Annotated in this window: 18 protein-coding genes and 1 other annotated feature; of the genes, 5 read left to right on the forward strand and 13 right to left on the reverse strand. The window is 28.5% G+C overall.

The features are described 5' to 3' along the window. Window positions 1-17: 17 nt before the first annotated feature. Entirely contained in the window at window positions 18-2285 is a 2268-nt protein-coding gene (pcrA, locus tag JOC62_RS16890; RefSeq protein WP_204596453.1) for a DNA helicase PcrA, read from the reverse strand. A 136-nt stretch (window positions 2286-2421) separates the two neighbouring features. Between pcrA and JOC62_RS16895 the strand changes: the two genes are divergently transcribed. After that, window positions 2422-2883, forward strand: coding sequence for a hypothetical protein (locus JOC62_RS16895; protein WP_204596454.1), 462 nt, complete (start codon window positions 2422-2424; stop codon window positions 2881-2883). A 236-nt stretch (window positions 2884-3119) separates the two neighbouring features. Here JOC62_RS16895 and JOC62_RS16900 read toward each other — a convergent pair whose 3' ends face one another. The 6 genes from JOC62_RS16900 to JOC62_RS16925 form a co-directional block, all read right to left on the reverse strand. Next, window positions 3120-4472, reverse strand: coding sequence for an MATE family efflux transporter (locus tag JOC62_RS16900; RefSeq protein WP_204596455.1), 1353 nt, complete (start codon window positions 4470-4472; stop codon window positions 3120-3122). 87 nt (window positions 4473-4559) lie between these two features. Beyond that, window positions 4560-5381: a MerR family transcriptional regulator gene (locus tag JOC62_RS16905; protein ID WP_204596456.1), complete on the reverse strand. Its 822-nt coding sequence runs from the start codon at window positions 5379-5381 to the stop codon at window positions 4560-4562. Window positions 5382-5735: 354 nt separating this feature from the next. Further along, window positions 5736-6221 (reverse strand): DUF308 domain-containing protein, encoded by a 486-nt coding sequence (locus JOC62_RS16910; RefSeq protein ID WP_204596457.1) that lies wholly within the window; start codon window positions 6219-6221, stop codon window positions 5736-5738. A gap of 241 nt (window positions 6222-6462) precedes the next feature. Continuing rightward, on the reverse strand, window positions 6463-7275 hold the full coding sequence (locus tag JOC62_RS16915; protein ID WP_204596458.1) for an AAC(3) family N-acetyltransferase: 813 nt from the start codon (window positions 7273-7275) through the stop codon (window positions 6463-6465). A gap of 23 nt (window positions 7276-7298) precedes the next feature. After that, window positions 7299-7880 carry a pentapeptide repeat-containing protein gene (locus JOC62_RS16920; protein WP_204596459.1) on the reverse strand — a complete coding sequence of 194 codons (582 nt, stop codon included), beginning with the start codon at window positions 7878-7880 and terminating at the stop codon, window positions 7299-7301. 36 nt (window positions 7881-7916) lie between these two features. Continuing rightward, window positions 7917-9500: a MutS-related protein gene (locus tag JOC62_RS16925; RefSeq protein WP_204596460.1), complete on the reverse strand. Its 1584-nt coding sequence runs from the start codon at window positions 9498-9500 to the stop codon at window positions 7917-7919. Between the two features lie 442 nt (window positions 9501-9942). On the opposite strand from JOC62_RS16925, the gene JOC62_RS16930 reads away from it, so the two are divergent. After that, entirely contained in the window at window positions 9943-10839 is an 897-nt protein-coding gene (locus tag JOC62_RS16930; RefSeq protein ID WP_423883145.1) for a radical SAM protein, read from the forward strand. 98 nt (window positions 10840-10937) lie between these two features. Continuing rightward, window positions 10938-11555 carry a superoxide dismutase gene (locus JOC62_RS16935; RefSeq protein WP_204596462.1) on the forward strand — a complete coding sequence of 206 codons (618 nt, stop codon included), beginning with the start codon at window positions 10938-10940 and terminating at the stop codon, window positions 11553-11555. Between the two features lie 69 nt (window positions 11556-11624). On the opposite strand, the gene JOC62_RS16940 is transcribed toward JOC62_RS16935, so the two are convergent. Beyond that, entirely contained in the window at window positions 11625-12488 is an 864-nt protein-coding gene (locus tag JOC62_RS16940; RefSeq protein WP_204596463.1) for a polysaccharide deacetylase family protein, read from the reverse strand. A gap of 202 nt (window positions 12489-12690) precedes the next feature. Between JOC62_RS16940 and JOC62_RS16945 the strand changes: the two genes are divergently transcribed. Then, window positions 12691-14349, forward strand: coding sequence for a glutamine--tRNA ligase/YqeY domain fusion protein (locus JOC62_RS16945; RefSeq protein WP_204596464.1), 1659 nt, complete (start codon window positions 12691-12693; stop codon window positions 14347-14349). Window positions 14350-14415: 66 nt separating this feature from the next. On the opposite strand, the gene gltX is transcribed toward JOC62_RS16945, so the two are convergent. The 5 genes from gltX to JOC62_RS16970 form a co-directional block, all read right to left on the reverse strand. After that, complete coding sequence (gene gltX / locus JOC62_RS16950; protein WP_204596465.1) at window positions 14416-16074, reverse strand: glutamate--tRNA ligase; 1659 nt, start codon at window positions 16072-16074, stop codon at window positions 14416-14418. A 52-nt stretch (window positions 16075-16126) separates the two neighbouring features. Next, window positions 16127-16358, reverse strand: a binding site (T-box leader). A gap of 440 nt (window positions 16359-16798) precedes the next feature. Beyond that, complete coding sequence (locus JOC62_RS16955) at window positions 16799-17515, reverse strand: pseudouridine synthase (RefSeq protein WP_204596466.1); 717 nt, start codon at window positions 17513-17515, stop codon at window positions 16799-16801. A gap of 194 nt (window positions 17516-17709) precedes the next feature. Then, on the reverse strand, window positions 17710-19710 hold the full coding sequence (locus JOC62_RS16960) for a triple tyrosine motif-containing protein (protein ID WP_204596467.1): 2001 nt from the start codon (window positions 19708-19710) through the stop codon (window positions 17710-17712). Window positions 19711-19952: 242 nt separating this feature from the next. Continuing rightward, window positions 19953-20396: a YaiI/YqxD family protein gene (locus tag JOC62_RS16965; protein ID WP_204596468.1), complete on the reverse strand. Its 444-nt coding sequence runs from the start codon at window positions 20394-20396 to the stop codon at window positions 19953-19955. 7 nt (window positions 20397-20403) lie between these two features. Beyond that, window positions 20404-21756, reverse strand: a complete 1353-nt coding sequence (locus JOC62_RS16970) for a glucose-6-phosphate isomerase (RefSeq protein WP_204596469.1) — start codon at window positions 21754-21756, stop codon at window positions 20404-20406. Between the two features lie 398 nt (window positions 21757-22154). On the opposite strand from JOC62_RS16970, the gene JOC62_RS16975 reads away from it, so the two are divergent. After that, a complete protein-coding gene (locus tag JOC62_RS16975) occupies window positions 22155-23018 on the forward strand; it encodes a 5'-nucleotidase, lipoprotein e(P4) family (protein WP_204596470.1) in 864 nt (287 codons plus the stop codon). The last annotated feature ends 126 nt before the right edge of the window (window positions 23019-23144 follow it).

The raw sequence follows: 23144 nt of genomic DNA on the forward strand, positions 1-23144 counted from the left end.
TACACTTCCTCCTGGTATTATAAAAGTTGTAAATTAGCCATTGATAATAGTAGTACCTTTACTCCTTGCTTATCAAATGCTATTGTAAGTTTCTTATCATTTCCCGCTGGCATAACTGATACTACTGTACCTTCCCCAAACTTATCATGTTTTACTTTTCTTCCAAGGCTAATCTCTCCTAAACTTGCAGATGCTTTAGCACTACTTGGTGAAGTATGTGATACTCCAGCTGGAGATACAGTTCTGTTTTGAGTACTTGATCCCATAGAATTTCTTAAACTATGTGGATTATTAAAGTTTGGCTTTCCAGGTGTAGTAAACATTCCTTCTCTAGCTGCACCATTAGTACTTCTTTCATTTACATACTCCTTTAGATCACTTCTTATCTCTCCAATGAAATCTGATTGGCTATAAGACATTGTTCTACCAAAGACTCTTCTAACTTCAGCTGAAGTCATATGAAGTGTATCTTTAGCTCTCGTTATACCAACATAACAAAGTCTTCTTGCTTCTTCCATCTGATCTTCTTTATCAAAATCACTCATACTTGGGAAAAGACCATTTTCCATTCCAACCATAAATACATGAGGGAACTCTAACCCCTTAGCACTATGAAGGGTCATTAATACTACGGCATTATCTTCTTCACCTTCTGAATCTTCAACATCTTGAACTAGTGATACTTTTTCTAAGTAAGCTATTAAACTCTTATCTTCACTACTCTTTTCAAATTCAACAGCATCAGATACTAATTCTTGTAAGTTTTCAATTCTACTTTTATCTTCTATTTCATTAGATTTCTTAAGTTCTTCTAAGTATCCAGTATCTTTTAATATAGCCTCAATAAGCATAGAAACTGGCATAGTTTCTGCCATTATAATAAAGTTATCCATAAGTTCTGTGAACTTTTCAAGTGAAGTACAATTTCTTGGAGTAAGAGTTGGTATAGTTCTTACTTCTTGAAGTGCATCCCAAAGATTTAATTCATACATATCTGCAAATTCTTGTACTTTATTAACAGTTGCATCCCCTATACTTCTTTTTGGAACATTTATAATTCTCTTTATACTTATATCATCTTGAGGATTTATAAGAACTTTAAGATACGCTAACATATCTTTAATTTCTTTTCTATCGTAGAACTTTGTTCCACCTACTATTTTATAAGCAATACCTCTTCTTCTGAATGTTTCTTCGAAAATACGTGACTGTGCATTTGTTCTGTAAAGAACTGCAAAATCTTTATTTTCACATCCATCTTTAGATTTTGTATCAAGTATTTGTCTTGCTACAAAGTCTCCCTCTTCTTTATCAGAGTACGCTCTATATATTTTTATTTTACTTCCAGGCTCTTGCTCTGTTCTAAGTGCCTTACTCTTTCTTCTTGAGTTATTTACTATAACAACATTAGCAGCATCTAATATGTTCCCTTTTGATCTATAGTTTTGCTCAAGTTTTATAACTTTACAATTTGGATAATCTTTTTCAAAATCAAGAATATTAGTTACATCTGCACCTCTCCATGCATATATACATTGGTCATCATCACCAACAACACATATATTCTTGTACTTCATAGCTAAAAGCTTAACAAATTCATATTGAGCACCATTGGTATCTTGATACTCATCTACCATTATATATTTAAACTTATTTTGATAAAATTCTAAAACTTCATCATTTGATCTAAATAATTCTACTGTTTTAAATATAAGATCATCGAAGTCTAAGGCATTATTTTCTTTAAGCCTTTTTTGATACATTTCATAAACATCTGCAATCTTCTTTTCTCTAAAGTTATCTTCAAATTCCCTCATGAAGCTTGCAGGACCTTGCATATTATCCTTAGCTCTTCCTATCTTTCCCATAATTTCTTGAATAGTTATATCTTTATCATTTATATTTAAAGTTTTCATGCATTCTTTTAAAAGTGTCTTTTGATCTGAAGTATCATATATAGTAAAGCTTGATTTATAACCAAGCTTATCAATTTCTCTTCTAAGTATTCTTACACAAGTTGAGTGAAAAGTAGATATCCACATTTCATTAGCCTTTTCACCAACAAGTGATTCAACTCTTTCTCTCATCTCTTTTGCAGCTTTATTAGTGAACGTTATTGCAAGTATACTCCATGGTTTAATTCCTAGATCTTCTATCATATGAGCCATTCTATATGTTAAAACTCTTGTCTTCCCCGAACCTGCACCTGCTAGTATTAGGACTTGACCGTCAACAGTAACTGCACCTTCATACTGTTCTTTATTTAATAATGATTTTAAATCCAAATCATCATCCTCCCTTCCTAGTATTAAAATATTATATCATACATCATGTTTTTATTGTTGCCCTAAAGTCCGATTATTAGTAAAACTGTGGTATAATTTTCTTAATGTTTTTTACTTTTAAAATGGAGGTTTTTATATGAAGCTTAAAAAGTTTCTACTAGTTATACTAGGAACTATTTTTACAATATCTTTAGTAGCTTGCTCATCAGATTATGATGCATCTAATATAAGAAAATACTCAGATAATATAACAAAAAATATATTAATTTCAATGAGTGATTTAAATTATGAAGACTTTAGGAAAGATTTTGATGAATCTATGGATGAAATGTTTCCTGATAAAGCCGCCTTTATTAAATTAGTTATGCCAATTCAAGAAGCTATTGGTACCTATGAAGAAGGATCCTTAGAATTTATACAAGCTAAAAAAGATAAAGATTCTGTAAGTCTACTTTATAAAAGCAAATTTACCAAAGAAGACAAGCCTGTAAATATATCCATATCCTTTAAAGAAGTTGATTCTAAATATAAAGTTTGTGGATTATATTTCAGCTCACCTAAGATAAGAGAACTATCTAAAGAAAATCAAAATCAGTAATATATACATTATATTATATAAATAATATAAAAAAGAGTCTGTGTAACCATAAACTTCAATCTGTGGGAAAAGGAATTTTTCTTCTATGAAAAATTCCTTTTAATATTTTATATAATTATTTGAAAACAGTATAAATTTGCATAAACAAATTTATATTCGATAAAAAAACTTTGCCTTTTCTTCTTTTATATAATGATAAAGAAATTTTAATTAATGATAGTTTAAGATAACTAAAATTAATCTAGTATGGCTTGACTACAAGTACCTTTCTTTGATGAAATATACTTACTTGCTAAGCAGTAGCATATTATAATAGTAATTAATTCAGCAAAAGGAATGGTAAGCCAAACACCGTTTAGTCCAAAAATTCTAGGTAATATTGTTATTCCTAGAGCTATACATACAAGCCCTCTACTTAAAGCAATAATTACAGATTCTTTAGCATATCCTATGGAAGTAAAATATGATGAGCAAAGTGTATTAAATCCATTTAACAAAAATGCAAATGCATATATTTTAGAGCCTTGAACAGCTAAATTTACTACATTTTGATCTGAAGATACGAATAGGTTTATTATATTTTCTCCAAAGAAGAGTAATGTTAAAAATGTTCCAATACCTACTACAAAAGCTATTTTTAATGATATTTTTAAAATTGATTTAACTCTACCAAAGTATTTTGCACCATAATTGTAGCTTATTATAGATCCAATTCCATCTGCAATTCCAAATACAATTAAAGTACCAAATTGTGCTATATAATTAATACTTGTAAAGGCCGCAACACCTACTTCTCCAGTGAAACTCATAAATGCCATATTGAATAAGTAAGCAGATATTGCTGACGATACAGCAGTCATAGCTTCAGATGAACCATTATAAATCATAGGTATTATAGTTGTTTTATCAAACCTCCCCAAAAAGATATTTATAATATTGTCTTTTTTTAACATTGGAGATATAACAACAATAAATACAGATGTATATGATAATCCAGTTGCTAGTGCTGCACCAATTATCCCGAGATTCATTTGTTTTATTAAGATATAGTTTAAAGTTATATTCACTATTAAACTTAATACCATCCCTTTAAAATACAGTTCTGGTTTTTCAACAAGTCTATCTGCAAATCCAATTAAAAATGCGAGTGACATAGGTATTATACATATTGATATTGTTCTTATATATGTAGATACTCCACCTAACAATTCAGGATTTGCTCCAAGTAAATTGGCTATATTATCGCTGAACAAAACTCCTATTATTGTTAACACTGCAGCAAATACACCTAAAAGAATAAGTGCAGTTCTAAATATATTTTGAGTTAATTTTTTATTTCCTTCGCCAAGACTTCTTCCCATAAAACTTAAGGACCCTACACTTATCATCATAGATAGACCTATTACAAGTTGTATATATGGTCCACCTAAACTAACACTAGCCATTGCAGTGGAACCAACAAAATTACCAATAAACACTCCATCTACCATTGACTGCATACCTGCTATAACCATAGCTATAATTGCTGGTATTGAAAACTGAATAAATAGTTTTGATATTTTTTCTTTTCCTAAGATATTCTCTTCCATTTAATTACCTCTCTTTTCATAATTTGTATTTATGATTATAAAGGTTAGAGTAACTCCAAGGTCAACACTATTTTTAAAGTTTTTATATTAAATTTCTAGATTTATATTTACAAAATAAATAATATCTTCATTTTTTCTAGGTAGGTAAAATTCGTATTTAACATATGCACTATTATTTGCAGAGCATTCAAAATGTTTATTAAGAAGAAGTATATAATTACTTATTTCTTTTATTGTTCCATAAAAATCTACACATACAAATTTTCCGGAAATAATTTTTCTTTTAAAATCTATAATATTTTCTTTTGAATATTTTTCAACTAATTTTAAGATATTTGAGTTTTCTTTTACAAAAAATATGTCATCATTCTCTTCTACATATTTATTTCCTAAAATGTTATAAATATAAAAATAAGATTCTTCGCTTAAATTAGCTACTTCTTTCTCAAATTTTAGGTTAATATTTTCGCACGAATTAGAACATAAAAGACTTTTCATATTGATATTATAAAGAGTATAATTTTTATTTTTTACATCAAGCTTTGTAAAGTCATATTCATTATTAAAATTTATTATTTTATCCATTATTATTTTGCTATTAGCTAAATTTTCTTTTAACTGAACTAATTCATTAAGTCTTTTTTTTATTATATCTTCTTGTCTTACAACTAAGTTTTTGTAGCTATGTATATCTTCACTTTCTATTGTATTTTTTATATCTGATAATGATATACCTAGGTATTTTATACCTACAATTAATCCTAGCTTTTCCAAATCCTTTAATAAATAATATCTATATCCGTTTTTAGGGTTAACATGAGGTTTTAAAATCCCTATTTTATCATAATATCTTAAAGTATCCTTACTTATATTAAAAATTTTACTTGTTTCTCCTATTGAAAGCTTCATAAAAATCAAATCCTTTTTATCCTAATTATAATATTTAAAATGGTATATATTCAAATAAAATAATATTATGTATAAATTTGTAATGCAAATGGAATATAGCCATTAAATTAAAGTCTATTGTTTTATTAATTTTTCTAAATAAATGATCCTTTAAAACCAAATCTTCTAAACAATTAAATTCTGCTTGTTATTTTGAATTCATTTCTCTTTTAGTTAACATTCATATCATTCAAATATTTTTTACTAAAAAAGAGTATCGACTTTGTCGATACTCTGAGATTCTATGGAATCATAGAATCTTTTTGTATTTTCTATATACTAAACTTTACTACATCTTACTTAATACTATTAATATTAAAGTTCAAAACATAAATATATTTCAAATATAGCTATTAGGATTAAATATACTCCAATTATAATAGGTGTAAATGCTAATGCTATTATTGGATAAAGAATTACTAGTATACTTAATACTATTATTAGTATTAAGTATATTGTTCTTATATTAAATCCGGCTGTCTTATATTGGAATTCACCACATAATAAAGATATACCTCTTATTAATCCCCATACACCAAAGAATATTACTAATACTTCTGATGAATATATTGGTGAGAACCAAAGTGTTACACCAAATAATATATCTATTATCCCATTAAATATAAACATTCCTTTTCTATCCGCTTCGAATGCTTTTATTATTGATATAATACCTGCTACAAAAGCAAATATTCCACAAATCATTGTGAAGTTAACTAGTGCTTCTATTGGATAAATAAAAAATATTATTCCTATAATAGCTAATAAAATTCCTTGTATTATAAATAACCATTTACTCATTATAAGTTCCTCCCTCTTGTACAAATTTCTTATAATTAAATTATACAAATAAAGAAGTTTTTTCTTTTAAGTTTTTTTCTTATATTTTATAATATTCACCTATATTTTTTCAAATTAGCTATTAAATCAAGATCTATATGCTATTTTCTTTTATTTATCTTTAATATATCTAAATATCTCGATTTTGTTAAATATTGCAATTTCAAAACTGTAAATTTTTTTCATCAAATTTAAACACATCCTAATATAGAGTACATTCCTTAAAATATTTAACTCCAAAGTCTACACAATCTCTTTGATTAAATATCTTTATATCAGCGTTTCCTATTTTATCTATTTTAACATTATTATTTTCTTCAAATTCTTCTCCAGCAAACATAAATAACTCTGTTTTAAATTCTATATCTTCATAAGATTTAAATAATCTCTCTCCATTTTCTATAACTGGAGATGCGCTAATAGTAGCACTATAATTCCCTGCTCTATACTCTGATAAGTGGAATGATGTGTTGCTATCATAGTCAACTCCAATCAATAGGACTTTACCATCTAACTCATAAAATCTAGCTAATGGTGAATTTTCTCCAAGAGAATATTCCAGGCTATGATTTTTTGTAATGAAATCAGCATGCTTCCCAAAGGCTGCAAATGATACTGTGGGATGATAACTTCTTTTTACACCTTTTATATTTCTAAAACACTCTACTATTCTTCCCATTCCAAATGTAGGCGTTACGTCAGGATTAAAGACTGGCATTTCCTTTCTTATATCTTCAAACCATTCATTTGGTACAGGAGGATTACCCCAGAATATTGGATCTACATAATCTCCACTATGAGTTGGCATAACTATCGTTCCATCTTCTCCTACTACTTCTATAAGTGCCTCTACAACAGCTACTTCTCCACCACAAACAAATCCAAGTTTACTTAATGCAGAATGTACAAGAAGGCAATCACCTTCTTGTATTCCAATTCTTCTAAATTCATCTTTTAAATAACTCTTTGTTATTAACTTCTTAGTATTATTTACTATACTTTCTAAATTACTCATATTTAATCCCCCCTTAAAGCTTACTATTTTATAACTATATCAAAATCTTCTAAAAGTCCTAATACATCTGGCATACTAAACTTAGCTTTTTTTATATTATTATTTTGAGGGTTTATTCTATATTTTATGGAATCCTTAAAGTTTGCTTTTGAAAGATTTGTGTTTTCAAATATACTATCTTCTAAGCTTGATTTTGAAAAATTGCATTCTCTTAAATCTGCGTCTATAAAATCACTTGAAGCTACATTACATTCTATAAACTTGGTTTTTGGAACCTTAAGACCTGCAAAACTGCAACTTTGTATAAGAGATTTATTAAACTCAAAATCCATAATAAACCTATCACATTTAGTAAAATCTACTCCAACAATTTTACAATCAATAAACTTAACTCCTCTAATCTTTGAATGATAGAATTTAGTTAATGATAAATTGCACTCATTGAAGGTACAATCTTCAAATGATGACTCTAGAAAGCTTACTCCTGTAAAATCACATCTATTAAATGTACATCCATCAAAATTTTTATCTCTTATTTCAATATTTCTATCTTGAATTCTATCAAATACTTCTCCTTCATAATCCCACTCTAAAAATTCATCCATAATTTTAAATCTCTCCTTTAGCCTTTTAAAATCTATCTACTTCATTGACTTTTTAATTTCTCTAAGAGCCTTCTTAGATCCTCTTTCTATATCATGTTCAAGCTTTCTTTCAGAGTATTCTATAAAAATTGAAGTTAAATCATATCCTTCCGGATAAAGTTCTTCTGCTGTTATACTAAGCTTAATCCTTCTTTCATTAACCTTTATAAACTCATTTTTATAAAACACTTCTATATTATTAAACTCGTCTCTCTCTTTGTATATAATACCATAATCATTATAATCTAATAAAAGAACCTTATCTCCAATAGAATAGTTATATATATTTTTTATCTCTTCCTCTTCACTAATAATATCTTTAGAGACCTTACTTTCTTTAACTTTTTCAAGACTATAATTTTTATCTTCCATATACCTCTTAGCTTTATTTAATATTCTATCATCAATTCCCATCTTCTTTGATATCCAAAGTGCATTACTATCCCCTGATTTTCCAATTTGAAGCCTATAAAGAGGCTCTAAAGTATCTTTCTTAAACATCATGGCTGCATTTTCAAAGTCATCATGTTTTTGTGAGAAGTTCTTTATCTCTCCATAGTGAGTTGTTGCAATAGTTATACATCCTTTATGATATAACTCTTCTAATATAGCTATAGCAAGAGCAGCTCCTTCATTTGGTTCTGTACCACTTCCTATCTCATCAAATAGTAGTAATGTTGATTTACCACTTTCCCTAATTATTGCTGATAAATTTTTTACGTGAGATGAAAATGTACTAAGTGCATTTTCAATACTTTGATTATCTCCGATATCTACATATATCTTATTAAATACTGAAATCTCACTTCCTTCTTTAACGCTTATATGAAGTCCAGATTGAACTGCTAAAGTCAAAAGACCTACAGTTTTTAATACTACAGTTTTTCCGCCTGCATTTGGCCCTGTAATTATTAAACTTCTATAATCTCTTCCAACTTCAAAGTTTAAAGGAACTATACTTCCATTAACAACATTTTTATAAGCTGCTTTTATTGGTATAGTAAATCTATCATTTCTTTTACTTATAAAAAATTCTTGAATAAACTTTTTGTTTTCACTATTTTTAAGGAATTTATTCAGTTTCTCCTCTATCTTTCCTTCACATATATCAATAGATTTTCTAATCTTTTTAAGCTCTTTTGTAGCATTTGAATCAACTCTATTTCCTTTTATTGAGTAATTTATGTCTTCCTCAATCCACAAGAATTCTCCTATATTACTTGAATATGAGTTTAATATAGGTGCATACCCTTCTTTATCTTTCATATACTCTTTAACTTTTCTACATCCTCTTAAAAAGTCTGATATTGTTATAAGTTCCTCACCTGTTAAAACAATACCCTTTTGTATACTATCAAGTAACATATTTACATTATGAATTCCTTGAAGAGGAACATATCCTGTTATATCTAAAAGTGTTCTTGCTTCTTTTGTTTCTTCAAGCCTTCTTTTTACTACTTTTATATTCCTTGATGGCTCTAATTTATCTATTAATTCTCTTCCAAGTCCACTTACACAGTAGCTTTTAAGCTTTTCTTTTAATTCATTATATTGTAATTTTTCAAATGTTTCTTTATTCATTTTTAATTCTCCTTTAAATATAAATTATTTAATGAAGATACAAAAAAGTCGTAGAGAAAGATACTCTACGACTTAAATATTACGCACTTATCCTAGGGCATAATTATTCCTCGTATAGATTTTAGTATCTTCAAAGATTTAAATAATTCCATGACAAATAAAGGGTACCTTCCCCTTCAAAATTTCTGGATTTATTTAATTAAAAATCTTATTTAGATACTCCTACACTCATAATTCACCTCTAAGTTATACTATTTATTATTTTTTATAGTTATTATATATTTTATAGTTATTCTCCATCATCTGTCAATATTTATTATATATTCAAAATATTTAACATGTGTTACATAGGATAAGTTCTTAGTATAATTGATTAACAAACCTTGTAGTAATATAATCTTTATATATTATTTAAGAGGTGATTTTATTGGATTATAATAACATGCTTAAAAATTGTAACCTTTGTGCAAGAAAATGTAATGTAGATAGATTAAACGGAAAACTTGGTGCTTGTAATTCATCAGATAAAATAAAAGCAGCTCGTGCAGAGCTTCATATGTGGGAAGAACCACCTATATCATTAGATACTGGTTCAGGAACAGTATTTTTCTCTAACTGTAACTTTAGATGTGTATTTTGTCAAAATCATGAAATAAGCCAAGAGGATAAGGGAGCTTTCATAAGTATAGAAGAACTATCAAATATATTTTTAAGACTTCAAGATAAAGGAGCTAATAACATAAACCTAGTTACACCAACTCACTATGTTCCTCAAATAATTGAAGCTTTAAAGATTGCTAAAAATAATGGATTAACTCTTCCTATTCTTTATAATACAAATGGATATGATTCTATAGAAACAATTAAAGCACTAAATGGATATATCGATGTATACCTTCCTGATTTTAAATATTTTGATGATAAATATGCTATTAAATACTCAAAAGCACCTGGATATAAAGATAATGTTATAGCTATTTTAAAAGAAATGTATTCTCAAGTAGGTCCAAATAAATTTGATGAAAAAGGAAGAATGATTAAAGGAATGATAATAAGACATCTTATGCTTCCTACTCTACTATTTGATTCAAAGAAAGTAATAGATAAAATATATAACCTTTTTGGTGATAATGTATATATTAGTATAATGAATCAATATACCCCTATGTTTAATGCTTTTGATTATAAAGAATTATCAAAACCATTAAACCCTAAGCTTTATGATAGTTTAATAAGCTATGCAGCTGAAATTGGAGTAAAAAATGCATTCATACAAGAAAGCGGATCTAATACTACTGATTTTGTTCCATCCTTTAACTTAGAGGGAATATTCACATAAATTCCATATCTTTACTTGTAGTAATATTCTATAATCAAATTATATAAATATATTAAAGGTATTGATTAAAACAAATAATAATTTAGAGGTGATTTAATATGGAAAAAAGATTTACTTTAAAACCACTACCTTATTCATATGATGCTTTAGAGCCAGTTATAGATGAAAGAACTGTAACTATACATCATGATAAGCATCAACAAACATATGTTGATAACTTAAATAAAGCACTTGAAAAGTATCCAAAATTTTTCAACTTCTCATTAGAAGAAATACTTAAGAACCTTGATGAAATTCCTGAAGATATACGCCAAGCTGTTATAAACAATGCCGGCGGAGTGTATAATCATGAATTTTATTGGGATGGAATAGGACCTAATAAAGGTGGAGTTCCTACTGGTGATTTAAAGATGGCCATCGATAGAATATTTGGTTCATATGCAAATTGTATAGCTAAATTAAAAGCTGCTGCTTTAGGTCAATTTGGTTCAGGTTGGGCTTGGCTTGTACTAAACGAAAATAAAGAACTTGAAATAACATCAACTCCAAACCAAATCTGTCCAATATCAACAGATCAAACACCATTACTAACAATAGATGTTTGGGAACATGCTTATTACTTAAAATATCAAAATAGACGTGCTGATTATGTAACTAACTTCTTTGAACTTATAAACTGGGATGTAGTTAGTGATCGTTTCAATAAAGCAAAATAATTATATATTAAAATAAAAGGGCGCTATAAAATTAACTAAATCAGTTAATTTTATAGAAGCCCTTATTTTTTAAACATAATCTTCTATCTTTTTAAATGAATATCCAGCTTTCTTTAAGTTTTCTATTACAACTTTAACCCCTTCAAAGGTCTCTCCCTTAGGTTTATTCATATGATAAATTAATATAGAACCATTTTTTACAGTTTTTCCTTGCTTTATTATTTGTTCTTTTGAAAATGTTGCTCCTGCATCTCCTAAAACATCAAAGCCTCCAATTTCATATCCAAGATCCTTAGCTATCTTTACTGATATATCATCATAATATGCAGTTCCTGATCTAAATAATTTTGGTTTTTTACCTGTTAATTCTTTTATCTTAGCGTCATTACCACTGATTTCATCATAGACTTCCTTAACAGAATTAGTACCCTTTATCTTATAGACTTCTCTACCATTTACGCTTAACGGTTTATGCAATGTTCCATGATTTTGAATAGAAAAAAGATTGTTTCTAGCTAAATCATTAAATATATCCTTATTACTATCTATCCATCTACTATTTATAAATAATGTAGCTTCTATTCCTTCTTTTTTTAGATACTCTATGAGCTCTTTATCATAGTCATTTCCATGCGTTCCTCCACAAGCATCAAAAGTTAAAAATACTACCTTATCATTAGTATTTATATGATTTAGTACTCCAGTTACCTTCTCCCCCCACTCTTTAGGATCTCTCCCATTATAATTTTCTTCAACTTCTTTTAAAGTAATTACATCTTCTTTATGTCCCTTTTCTTCTTTTGCATTGTTATCCACATTCACTTCTTTATTATTCACTTTAATATCAACATCCTTATTTTCAGTGCATCCTATTCCAATAACACCAATAGATGTAATAATAAAAATTACTACTATATTCCTTAAAATCTTCATATTTACCCCCAGAATCATAATATAAGTAAATTTTACAACATTTATCCAGTATTATCTATTTTAAACTGGATAAATAAAGTTATACTTTATTTTTTTTCTATATTAGATTAAAATTAAAGGTAAATGTATAATATATAGACATAGATTAGAGGTTGTTTTTAATAGCCCTATTTGAAATATAATTATAGGAGGGGTAATATTTATGTCAAATGATATGAATTCATCTAACTTCATAAGAAATATAATAATTGAAGACTTAGATAACGGAAAGCATGATAGCATAATAACAAGATTTCCACCAGAACCAAATGGATATCTACATATAGGTCATGCTAAATCAATTCTTTTAAACTTTGGTCTTGGTGCTGAATTTAAAGGAAGAACAAACTTAAGATTTGATGATACAAATCCAGTTAAGGAAGATACTGAGTATGTTCAGTCAATTGAAGAGGATGTAAAATGGCTTGGATGTCAGTGGGATGAACTTCACTTTGCATCAAACTATTTTGATGAAATGTATAATAGAGCAATCCTTTTAATAAAGAAAGGTTTAGCATATGTTTGTGATTTAACTCCAGATGAGGCAAAAGAATTTAGAGGAAACTTAACTGAACCTGGAAAAGATAGTCCTTATAGAAATAGAACTGTTGAAGAAAACCTAGAGTTATTTGAAAAAATGAGAAAAGGTGAGTTCAAAGATGGAGAAAAAGTTTTAAGAGCAAAAATAGATATGGCTTCTCCTAATATGAATATGAGAGATCCTATAATATATAGAATTGCTCATGCTACACATCACAATACAGGTGATAAGTGGTGTATATATCCTATGTATGACTTTGCTCATCCAATTGAAGATGCAATTGAAGGAATAACTCATTCAATTTGTACTTTAGAGTTTGCAGATCACAGACCTTTATATGATTGGATCGTTAAAGAATGTGAAATGGAAAATGTACCAAGACAAATTGAATTTGCAAGACTTAACATGACTAATACTGTTATGAGTAAGAGAAAGCTTAAACAATTAGTTGATGAAAAGATAGTGGATGGATGGGATGACCCAAGAATGCCAACTATCTCAGGTCTTAGAAGAAGAGGATATACTCCTGAATCTATAAGAAACTTCTGCACAGCTATTGGTGTTGCGAAGAATAATTCAGTAGTTGACTCTCAAATGCTTGATTACTTCTTAAGAGAAGACCTTCAAACTAAAGCTCCTACTGCTATGGCTGTTATGAATCCACTTAAAGTTATCATAACAAACTATCCAGAAGGAAAAACTGAGATGTTACCAGTTTCTAATAATCCAAAGAATGAAGAACTTGGAACAAGAGAAGTTCCTTTCTCAAGAGAAATCTATGTTGAAAGAGATGACTTCATGGAAGTACCAGTTAAAAAGTACTTTAGATTATTCCCTGGTAACGAAGTTAGACTTATGGGAGCATACTTTATTAAATGTAATGATGTAATAAAAGATCCTGAAGGAAATGTTATAGAACTTCACTGTACTTATGATCCAGAAACTAAGAGTGGTTCTGGATTTACAGGAAGAAAAGTTAAAGGAACAATTCACTGGGTTGATGCAAAAAATGCAGTACCTGCTGAATTTAGATTATATGAACCTTTAATATTAGATGTTGAGGATGGAAATGTTGATAAGAATTTCTTAGAACAAATAAATCCAAACTCAATGCAAGTACTTAATGGATTTATTGAACCAATTGCAATTAATGGTGCAAAAGCATTAGATAAATTCCAAATGGTTAGAAATGGATTCTTCTCAGTGGATAATCACACTAAAGATGGAAAGTTAATCTTTAATAGAATAGTTCCACTTAAGAGTTCATTTAAATTAAAATAATATTTATACAAAATATAAAGGACATACTACCCAATGTAGTATGTCCTTCTATTTATAACTAATACTTTATAAGTTAATAAATTTATTAAATCTTTCTCTTACCTTTTCTTCACCCATAATTTGCATTATTGTATAAAGATCTGGTGTATTTGTTCTATGAGTAAGTGCTGCTCTTACTGCACCTGCAACATCTGAAACCATTCCCTTAAAGTTTTCTGGATTCTTTTTGTATTCTTTTCTGTTTGTTGCATATCCAAGCTCTACAGCTAAAGTTTTAAGTTCTTCAAACCAAGTTTCTTGATCAGTATTAAAGTTGTATGCCTTAGCATAGCTTTCAATTATACTCTTAGCATCTTCTAAGTTTAAAGTCTTTGGAAGCTCTACATCTTCTGCTTTTTCTAAATCAAATAGTTCATCAAAGAAGTAGAATATTTTTTCACGAACTTCATTCCATTTACCAAAATCTTTTCTTGGCTTTGGACCTTCTTTATCTATGTTGAATACTTCTTTCATCATAGCTTCATCTTTAGTTACAAGGTCAAACATTTCTTTATCAAAATCTTTTGCCCAAGTTGTATAATAATCATATACTACTTCAGGTTTCATTTTACATATAACATTCTTACTTACATCATGTAATTTAACTATATCAAATAAAGCACCTGATTTACTCATCTTATCTAAAGCTACAGTGAATTCATGATAATCTGCATCTGGATTTTCTGCTCTCCAATCTTCAAAGCTTGAGTTTATAATATTTAAAAGATATTCAATAACAGAAACTGCTGGGTATCCTTCTTCTCTATAGTAACTTACAGCACTTTCTGGATCTTTTCTCTTTGAAAGTTTTCTCTTTGATCCATTTTCTGATTTCATTATTGTTGGAACGTGAGCATAGTTTGGTCTCTTAAATCCTAAAACATCAAATAATTGAAGATGTATTGGAAGTGATGATAACCATTCTTCTCCTCTTATTACATCTGTAGTGTGCATTAATGCATCATCTATAGCATGTGCAAAATGATATGTTGGAAGTCCATCTGATTTAATTATAACTATATCTTGAACATTTTCTGGGAATGAAACATCTCCCTTTATTAAATCATGGCATTCTACTCTATTTTCTTCTTTTCCTGGTGATTTTAATCTTAAAATATATTCTTCACCATTTTCAATTTTCTTTATAGCTTCTTCTACTGGAAGATTTCTATAGACAGCATATTCTCCATAATATCCTGGAGTAATCTTTTCTGCCATTTGCTTTTCTCTTATTTCATTTAACTCTTCTGGAGTACAGAAGCATGGGTATGCTAATCCTTTTTTAACTAATTCTTTAGCGAATGTATGGTATATTTCTTTTCTTTGACTTTGTCTATATGGACCATATTCACCTTTTGAAGTTTCTTCTCCTGTCATACCTTCGTCAAAATTCATTCCAAAGTTATGCATAGTAGCTATTGTATCTTCTATAGCACCTTCAACTTCTCTCTTTTGGTCTGTATCTTCAATTCTTAAATAGAAAATCCCTTCGCTTTGATGTGCAAGTCTTTCATTTATAAGTGCTGCATAAACTCCTCCAATATGTTGGAATCCAGTAGGACTTGGTGCATATCTTACAACTCTAGCCCCTTCTTTTAAGTTTCTTTCAGGATATTTCTCTAAATAATACTCTGGAGTCTTTAATTCATTTTTAAATATTAAATTTGCTAATGTTTCTCTACTCATTATTTCATCACCTTTCTAAAATTCATATAAAAAAAGTCTTCTCCTCCTAAACACTTAGGACGAAAAGACTACAACTTTACGCGGTACCACCTAAATTAGCCGAAAAATATAAATTTTTAAGCTCACTTAATTCTCTATAAGGGGAGAAAACCCAGTTATCTACTCTTAAATTTCGACACTATGCTCCAAAGCTTCTTTCTATGATTTTATTTACAAAGTTCTCACCAATACTTCGCTCTCTTTAAAATAAAGATTCATATACTCTTCTTCTTCACTGCATTACTTTTTTATTTATCTAACGTATTTAATTATACATTTATTAAATATCATTGTAAATATCTCTTTTAAATCATGCAAAATTATAAAATTTGATAGATTTTAATCTTTCATTACTCATTACATATGAATTAAATATTTCATTTTTTATAGTTTTTGATTTTTTTAATTCAAATTCTTTACTTAATTATTTCATATGTTTAGTATAACTCATCACCCGTGTAAATATTTACAAAAATATATTTTTAGACACGAAAAAACGCAACCCTTGGGGCCAGGTTGCGCTTTAGCAATAAGCAATAAATAAAAAGGGGGCTATTTATTCCTTTTATTTATCCTTGCAATAGTATTATATGTTAATGGATTATAAAATGCAAGTAATTTTAAAAACTTTATTCATTTTATGGAAATTAATGAATAATTCTCTTGCAAGTTTTCCCATCATTCGTTAAAAGCTTTTTAGATGCATTATTTCTTCTTCTGTTAGTTCCCTATATTCGCCTTCCTCTAGTTCTTCATCTAAAGGTAATCCTCCAAATTCAATTCTTTGAAGATATACTACATTTTTTCCTACAGCTTCAAACATTCTTTTAACTTGATGGAATTTACCTTCTTGTATTGTTACATTAATTTCTGATCCCTCATCTGTTGCTTCTATAATTTCAAGAGTTGCTTCTTTGCAAATATATCCATCATCTAAAGTAATACCTTTTTTAAATGCTTCAACATCTTCTTCAGTAACTTTTTTATCTATTTTAGCATAATAAACTTTATCTACTTTCCATTTAGGAGCTATTAATCTATGATTTAATTCTCCATCATTAGTTAATAATAATAGTCCTACAGTATCTTTATCTAGCCTTCCAACTGGGAATGGTTCAAAGGCTTGATGATCTACTTCTAAAAGATCAACAACTGTTTCTTCTCTTGAATCAGATGTAGCTGATATTACTCCATCTGGCTTATTCATCATAAGATATATAAACTCTCTATAAAATATTTGTTCTCCATTTATCTTTATAACTGATTTATCAGGATCTACAAGCTTACCGCTATCTTTTTCTACTACTCCATCAACTTCTATAAACCCTTTTCTTGCTAATACCTTAATTTCTTTTCTACTTCCGTATCCTAAATTTGAAATTATCTTATCTAATCTTTGCAATTTATTGAACACCTCTTATCTTTATTTTGTTATTTATCTAAATATTTTTCTCTAACTTAAGTTTCATCTTATTGTATTATTAATCTCCCCAAAAATCAATTAATGAATCCTTGCTATAAATATAAAATTATTGCTAAATTAAAAAAGCCCTTTAGGACTTTTTTAATTTACGCTACATAACTCTATAATAAATTTTATACAGTAAATTCTATCTCACAGTAATCCTCATAATTAACTCTTTTATAAAAACTCTTTGCAAGTACCATTACTCTATATTTACCTTTTGAAAATGGTATAAATGTATAATATCTTTTCTTGCTATAGCTTTGAGCTTTTACCCAGTTACCTTTTTCCATTAAATAAAATTCATAACAAACATCTTTTCCTCCAACACTTTCAGCCCAGAAGTTTACTTCAGTGTTGATTTTAATTGGCTCTTTATCTATTTTTATTTTAGTTCCTGTAACTGGAATTGCCTCATGTACATATATATTTATATCTCTTTTTGTATCAAATTCACCTTCACACTTTACGTTTTTTGCATAAACTTCGAAGGTGTATTTTCCTGCACATTTAGGTTTGACAACAATCTTCTTATTCTTCATAAATCCTGTTTCTTCAACTTCATGTCCATTTATTTTGGTTACAAAATTAATTAATATATTTTTTGTATTTTGAACTACAGCTTCTACTTCTATTTCATCACCAACTAAGAATAATTCTCTACAAGGTAATAAAATATAATCTATATTTCCTGGTAAATAGTCTTTTACCTTTAAAAACACACTTGAATCGACATCATAATCCTCTAGAGAGTATTTATCCTTTACCCTTATACTGATTTCATACTCTCCTTTTTCTTTTGGAGTATAGTTTAGCCAATTTGTTCTACTATAATCTATTCTATCGATTTCTTTTCCATCTCTAAAAATTATGAATGAATATAAAAGTATAGTTCCACCTTCAGCAATTGCTCTAACATTTATAGGTCTATTAACTATAACTTCCCTTCTTTGATCTGAGATAACATCAACTATTCTAATTGGCTTATCTCCTTTTTTATCTATATCAAATACTATTGTCTTCTTATCTTCATAATCTCCATTATAAGATATATCTTTTACATATAAAGTTATCTTATAAGACCCCTTTTCTCTAGGATTCCAATAAAATTCCTTACTTCTTGTATAGCATGAATCTTCTGCAATTGGACCATCTACAATATATCTATATACTAATTCTCTTCCGCCATAAGCATCTGCTTTAAATGTAATATCTGTTCCTGATACTTGTGGCGTATTAACATCAGCCTTAAAGCTATTAATCCTTACAGCATTATATGGTCTAACTTCATATAACATAACAGCTCTATCATCGTACTCTTTATTTGAGAATATATCTTTCATAAGACATAAAAGTTTATATTCTCCTTCCTCATTCTCTTGGAAACTTACAATTCTTCTTGATGAGAAATCTTGTATACATACTGATCTTCCGTACTTGTCCACTCTTACAAATTTAAATAGTAATGGACGTGCATCATCACAGGAAGCCTTAACTTTAAATACTAGTTCTTCATTTAATAATAATTCATCTGTTAAGCATTTAAAATCTGTTATTTCAACTTTATTTTTTTCTTTAACTTTGAATTTTATAGTCTTATATTCATCAACATTTTCTTTAGAACTTGTTTTTTTGCATTCTATTAGGATCTCCTCAGTTCCCTCACGTACAGCAGCATATGATAATTTATTGTCAGTTGAATAATCCCTTACAGGTTCCCAACCATTATCTCCTCTTCTCCAAAATCTATATAATAGAACTTCTTTACTTGAAACGACTTCTATATTAACTTTTTCACCAGTAAAACACTCTTCTTTATCTAATAAAATTTCCTTAATCAATTTCTCCTCACCCAAGCTCTTTCCTATTATGTATTCTTCTTTTGCTAAAAATTCAAAAGGCTTCTTAGAACCTTTCCTTTTCCCTTGTACCATTACTATGTATTCACCCTCATTTTTTGGAGTCCAAACACATGATTTTTTATTATTAAAGTTTTTTATTGTACTCCAAATCCCATCATTTCCGATTAAAACTTTAAAATCTATCTCTTCCTCAAATTCAACACCTATCTCTATATTCTCCTTAGGTTCTTGAGGACTCTTCTTCCCAAATAAAATATTCATATCACCCATATATTTCACCCCGTATTAACCATCGCTATTCTCTTATTATACTACAATCCCAATTATTGTAAATAAAATTCCATAATTCTCTTATTTTATTATACAACATTCTTCTTAATGTACAATGTACATTTCCTAATTGACACCTTACTGATTACAAAAAATATTATAATAATGTATTGTTTGAGCTTATAGTACATATACACTCATAAAAAAAGAGCTATATAAAATACAGGTATTTTATATAGCTCTTAGTTTTTAATATTATATTCAATTATAGATCTTAAATTATTTAATAATCTTTCTTCATCCTCTGAAGTTCTCTTTTTAGGTCCTTTAAACCTTCCACCAGCTTTTCTAATTTTTTGTGATATATGTCTTTGTTCTAATAATAAATCAATATTTTTTTCTGTGTATATACTTCCCTTAGGACTTATAACATTAACACCTCTAGGTAAGCACATAGCTGCAACTCCATAATCCTGAGTAACTACTATATCTCCATTTTGAGAGTTATTTACTACATACATATCCACACTTTGAAAACCACTATCTACAATTACAACTTTTGAATAATCACTTTGAATAAAATGATGTATATCAACAAAAATATTTACTTCTATTGCATATTCTTTTGCTAAATTTTCAATTTTGGAGATGCTTGGACAAGCATCTCCATCAATAATAATTTTCATATATATATTATTTTAATTTAGCTTCTAATTCAGCTTTTAAATCTTCAAATCCTGGTTTTCCAAGTAAAGCAAACATATTCTTCTTGTATGCTTCAACACCTGGTTGGTTGAATGGATTTACACCTAAAAGATATCCACTAATTCCACATGCTTTTTCAAAGAAGTAAACTAATTGTCCAAAGTAGTATGGAGTTAATTCTGGTACATTAACTACCATGTTTGGAACTCCACCATCATTATGTGCTAATAAAGTTCCTTGGAAAGCTTTTTGGTTTACAAAGTTCATATCTTTTCCAGCTAAGAAGTTTAATCCATCTATATTATCTTCTGTAGCTTCTATTATAACTGATTCTTCAGCTTTATCTACATTTATAACAGTTTCAAAAAGATCTCTTCTTCCTTCTTGGATATATTGTCCCATTGAGTGAAGGTCAGTTGAGAAATCAACAGCTGCTGGGAATATTCCCTTGTTGTCTTTTCCTTCTGACTCTCCGTATAATTGCTTCCACCATTCGTTGAAGTAGTGAAGTGATGGTTCGTAGTTTACTAAGATTTCTATAGTTTTTCCTTTGTTATATAAAGCATTTCTTACTGCTGCATATTTGTAACAGTCATTTTCTTTAACTGAAGGATTTGAGTAAGTTTCTCTTGCATCTGCTGCACCCTTCATCATTTCTTCTATATTAACTCCAGCTGCTGCTATTGGAAGTAATCCAACCGCTGTTAAAACTGAGAATCTTCCTCCAACATCATCAGGAATTACGTAAGTTTCGTATCCCTCTGCATCTGCTAATGTCTTAAGAGCTCCCTTTGAAGCATCAGTTGTTGCGTATATTCTCTTTTTAGCTTCTTCTTTTCCATATTTCTTTTCAAGAAGATCTTTAAATATTCTAAATGCTATTGCAGGTTCAGTTGTAGTGCCTGATTTTGATATTACGTTAACTGAAATATCCTTTCCTTCTATAGCCTTTAATAATTGATTCATGTATGTTGCACTTATGTTATTACCTACGTAGAATATTTGTGGAGCTTTTCTATCTTCTTTTGATAATACATTATAGAAGTTATTTGTAAGCATTTCTATAGCTGCTCTAGCTCCTAAGTATGATCCACCTATTCCTATTACTATAAGAACATCTGAAGTTTCTTGAATTCTCTTTGCTGCTTCTTGGATTCTTGTAAATTCTACTTTATCATAATTTACAGGTAGGTCAATCCAACCTAAGAAGTCATTTCCTGCACCAGTTCCTTCATGTAATTTTTTATGTGCTGATTGTACTAAATCCCCCATAAAATCAATTTCATCCATGTTTAGATATGGAGCTACTTTAGATAAGTCTAATGATAGTCCTTTAGTCATAATCGCGTCCTCCTTAATTTTGTGTGATTATTCTTAACATAACTTTATATTATGCGCTACACACTATATTTATAACCGATAGCTCATTTTCATTAAAAAAATCTCTAAACTTCATTAATGAAAATGATATCCTTCTTTATTTTACTACATATCGTTTTCTTATAAAAGCGGAATATTAACAATTTGTTTCATGTAAACATTTAAATATTTTATATAATTTTAGTTAATATTATACTTATATTACAGTTATTTTATTATATATAACTCAATACTTATATCATTCATTTAATTGTAAAATTTTGTTCATACCCTGTTAATTGATTTAATTACAAATAAGAAATAAACTGTAATTGTTTGCAATAATATTTAATTACTTTACAAAAGAGAGGAAGTTTTACATGAATAAGACCAAAATACAAGGGATAATCCTATCATTAATCATCGGAATTGGTGTAGGTACTGGAGGGACTCTAATCTATGAAAACGAGAAGCATTCTAATGAGATAGCACAAGTTGAAGCAAAGTACGAAAATAATGATACTAAAGCTTTAGTTCAACAAAATGTTCTAGCTACTCTATGGCAACAAAACTCTGGAGAAGTAAAGGCATTAAGATATGAAGCTTATAACTCTGGAATGAACTATATAGATAAATTAGTCAAAGAAAAGACTGATAAACCTTATGCTGTTACTCTAGATATAGATGAAACTATTATAGATAACTCTCCTCATGCAGGATATGAAATAAAACATAATGAATTATATTCAAAAGAAAACTTTGGTGAATGGGTTCAAAAGGCAGATGCAAAAGCTATTGATGGCGCAAAAGAATTTACTGACTACGCTAAAAGTAAAGGTTTTGAGGTTTTCTACGTATCAAATAGAAGCGAAGATAAAGAACTTGATGCCACAATAAAGAATATGAAAAAATTAGGCTTTGTAAATTCTGATAAAGAACATATACTTTTAAAAACAGATACTAGCAATAAAGACGCTAGATGGAATAAAATCAAAGAAAAATATAATCTTGCAATATATTGTGGAGATAATTTAGGTGATTTCCCTAATGGATATGATAAAAAGAGTAACGAAGAAAGACGTGCCATAGTAGAAAAAGAAAAAAAATTCTTTGGAACTAAATACATAGTACTTCCAAATCCAACTTATGGTGACTTTGAAAATGCAGTATACAATTATGATTTTAAAATGTCTCCAAGTGATAAGATGAAGGCAAGGTTAGAAAGTATTAATTCATTTAAATAATAAAAAAGGAGCTATATAACTATAGCTCCTTTCAGTCTGTAGACAAAAGGACTTTTTCACAAAAGAAAAAGTCCTTTTAATATTTTATATATTTAATTCTGAAATTGAACAATCTAAGATTTGCAT

Source organism: Clostridium sardiniense (genome assembly GCF_016907995.1).
Taxonomy (GTDB): Bacteria; Bacillota; Clostridia; order Clostridiales; family Clostridiaceae; genus Clostridium; species Clostridium sardiniense.

Excerpts from the sequence above, each read along its gene's own strand:
- JOC62_RS16900 (WP_204596455.1), bottom strand. The coding sequence starts at position 4,472 with ATGGAAGAGAATATCTTAGGAAAAGAAAAAATATCAAAACTATTTATT.
- JOC62_RS16960 (WP_204596467.1), bottom strand. The coding sequence starts at position 19,710 with ATGGGTGATATGAATATTTTATTTGGGAAGAAGAGTCCTCAAGAACCT.
- JOC62_RS16945 (WP_204596464.1), top strand. The coding sequence starts at position 12,691 with ATGTCAAATGATATGAATTCATCTAACTTCATAAGAAATATAATAATT.
- JOC62_RS16970 (WP_204596469.1), bottom strand. The coding sequence starts at position 21,756 with ATGACTAAAGGACTATCATTAGACTTATCTAAAGTAGCTCCATATCTA.
- JOC62_RS16920 (WP_204596459.1), bottom strand. The coding sequence starts at position 7,880 with ATGGATGAATTTTTAGAGTGGGATTATGAAGGAGAAGTATTTGATAGA.
- JOC62_RS16975 (WP_204596470.1), top strand. The coding sequence starts at position 22,155 with ATGAATAAGACCAAAATACAAGGGATAATCCTATCATTAATCATCGGA.
- JOC62_RS16935 (WP_204596462.1), top strand. The coding sequence starts at position 10,938 with ATGGAAAAAAGATTTACTTTAAAACCACTACCTTATTCATATGATGCT.
- JOC62_RS16930 (WP_423883145.1), top strand. The coding sequence starts at position 9,943 with ATGCTTAAAAATTGTAACCTTTGTGCAAGAAAATGTAATGTAGATAGA.
- JOC62_RS16895 (WP_204596454.1), top strand. The coding sequence starts at position 2,422 with ATGAAGCTTAAAAAGTTTCTACTAGTTATACTAGGAACTATTTTTACA.
- JOC62_RS16915 (WP_204596458.1), bottom strand. The coding sequence starts at position 7,275 with ATGAGTAATTTAGAAAGTATAGTAAATAATACTAAGAAGTTAATAACA.
- JOC62_RS16925 (WP_204596460.1), bottom strand. The coding sequence starts at position 9,500 with ATGAATAAAGAAACATTTGAAAAATTACAATATAATGAATTAAAAGAA.
- JOC62_RS16905 (WP_204596456.1), bottom strand. The coding sequence starts at position 5,381 with ATGAAGCTTTCAATAGGAGAAACAAGTAAAATTTTTAATATAAGTAAG.
- gltX (WP_204596465.1), bottom strand. The coding sequence starts at position 16,074 with ATGAGTAGAGAAACATTAGCAAATTTAATATTTAAAAATGAATTAAAG.
- JOC62_RS16940 (WP_204596463.1), bottom strand. The coding sequence starts at position 12,488 with ATGAAGATTTTAAGGAATATAGTAGTAATTTTTATTATTACATCTATT.
- JOC62_RS16965 (WP_204596468.1), bottom strand. The coding sequence starts at position 20,396 with ATGAAAATTATTATTGATGGAGATGCTTGTCCAAGCATCTCCAAAATT.
- JOC62_RS16910 (WP_204596457.1), bottom strand. The coding sequence starts at position 6,221 with ATGAGTAAATGGTTATTTATAATACAAGGAATTTTATTAGCTATTATA.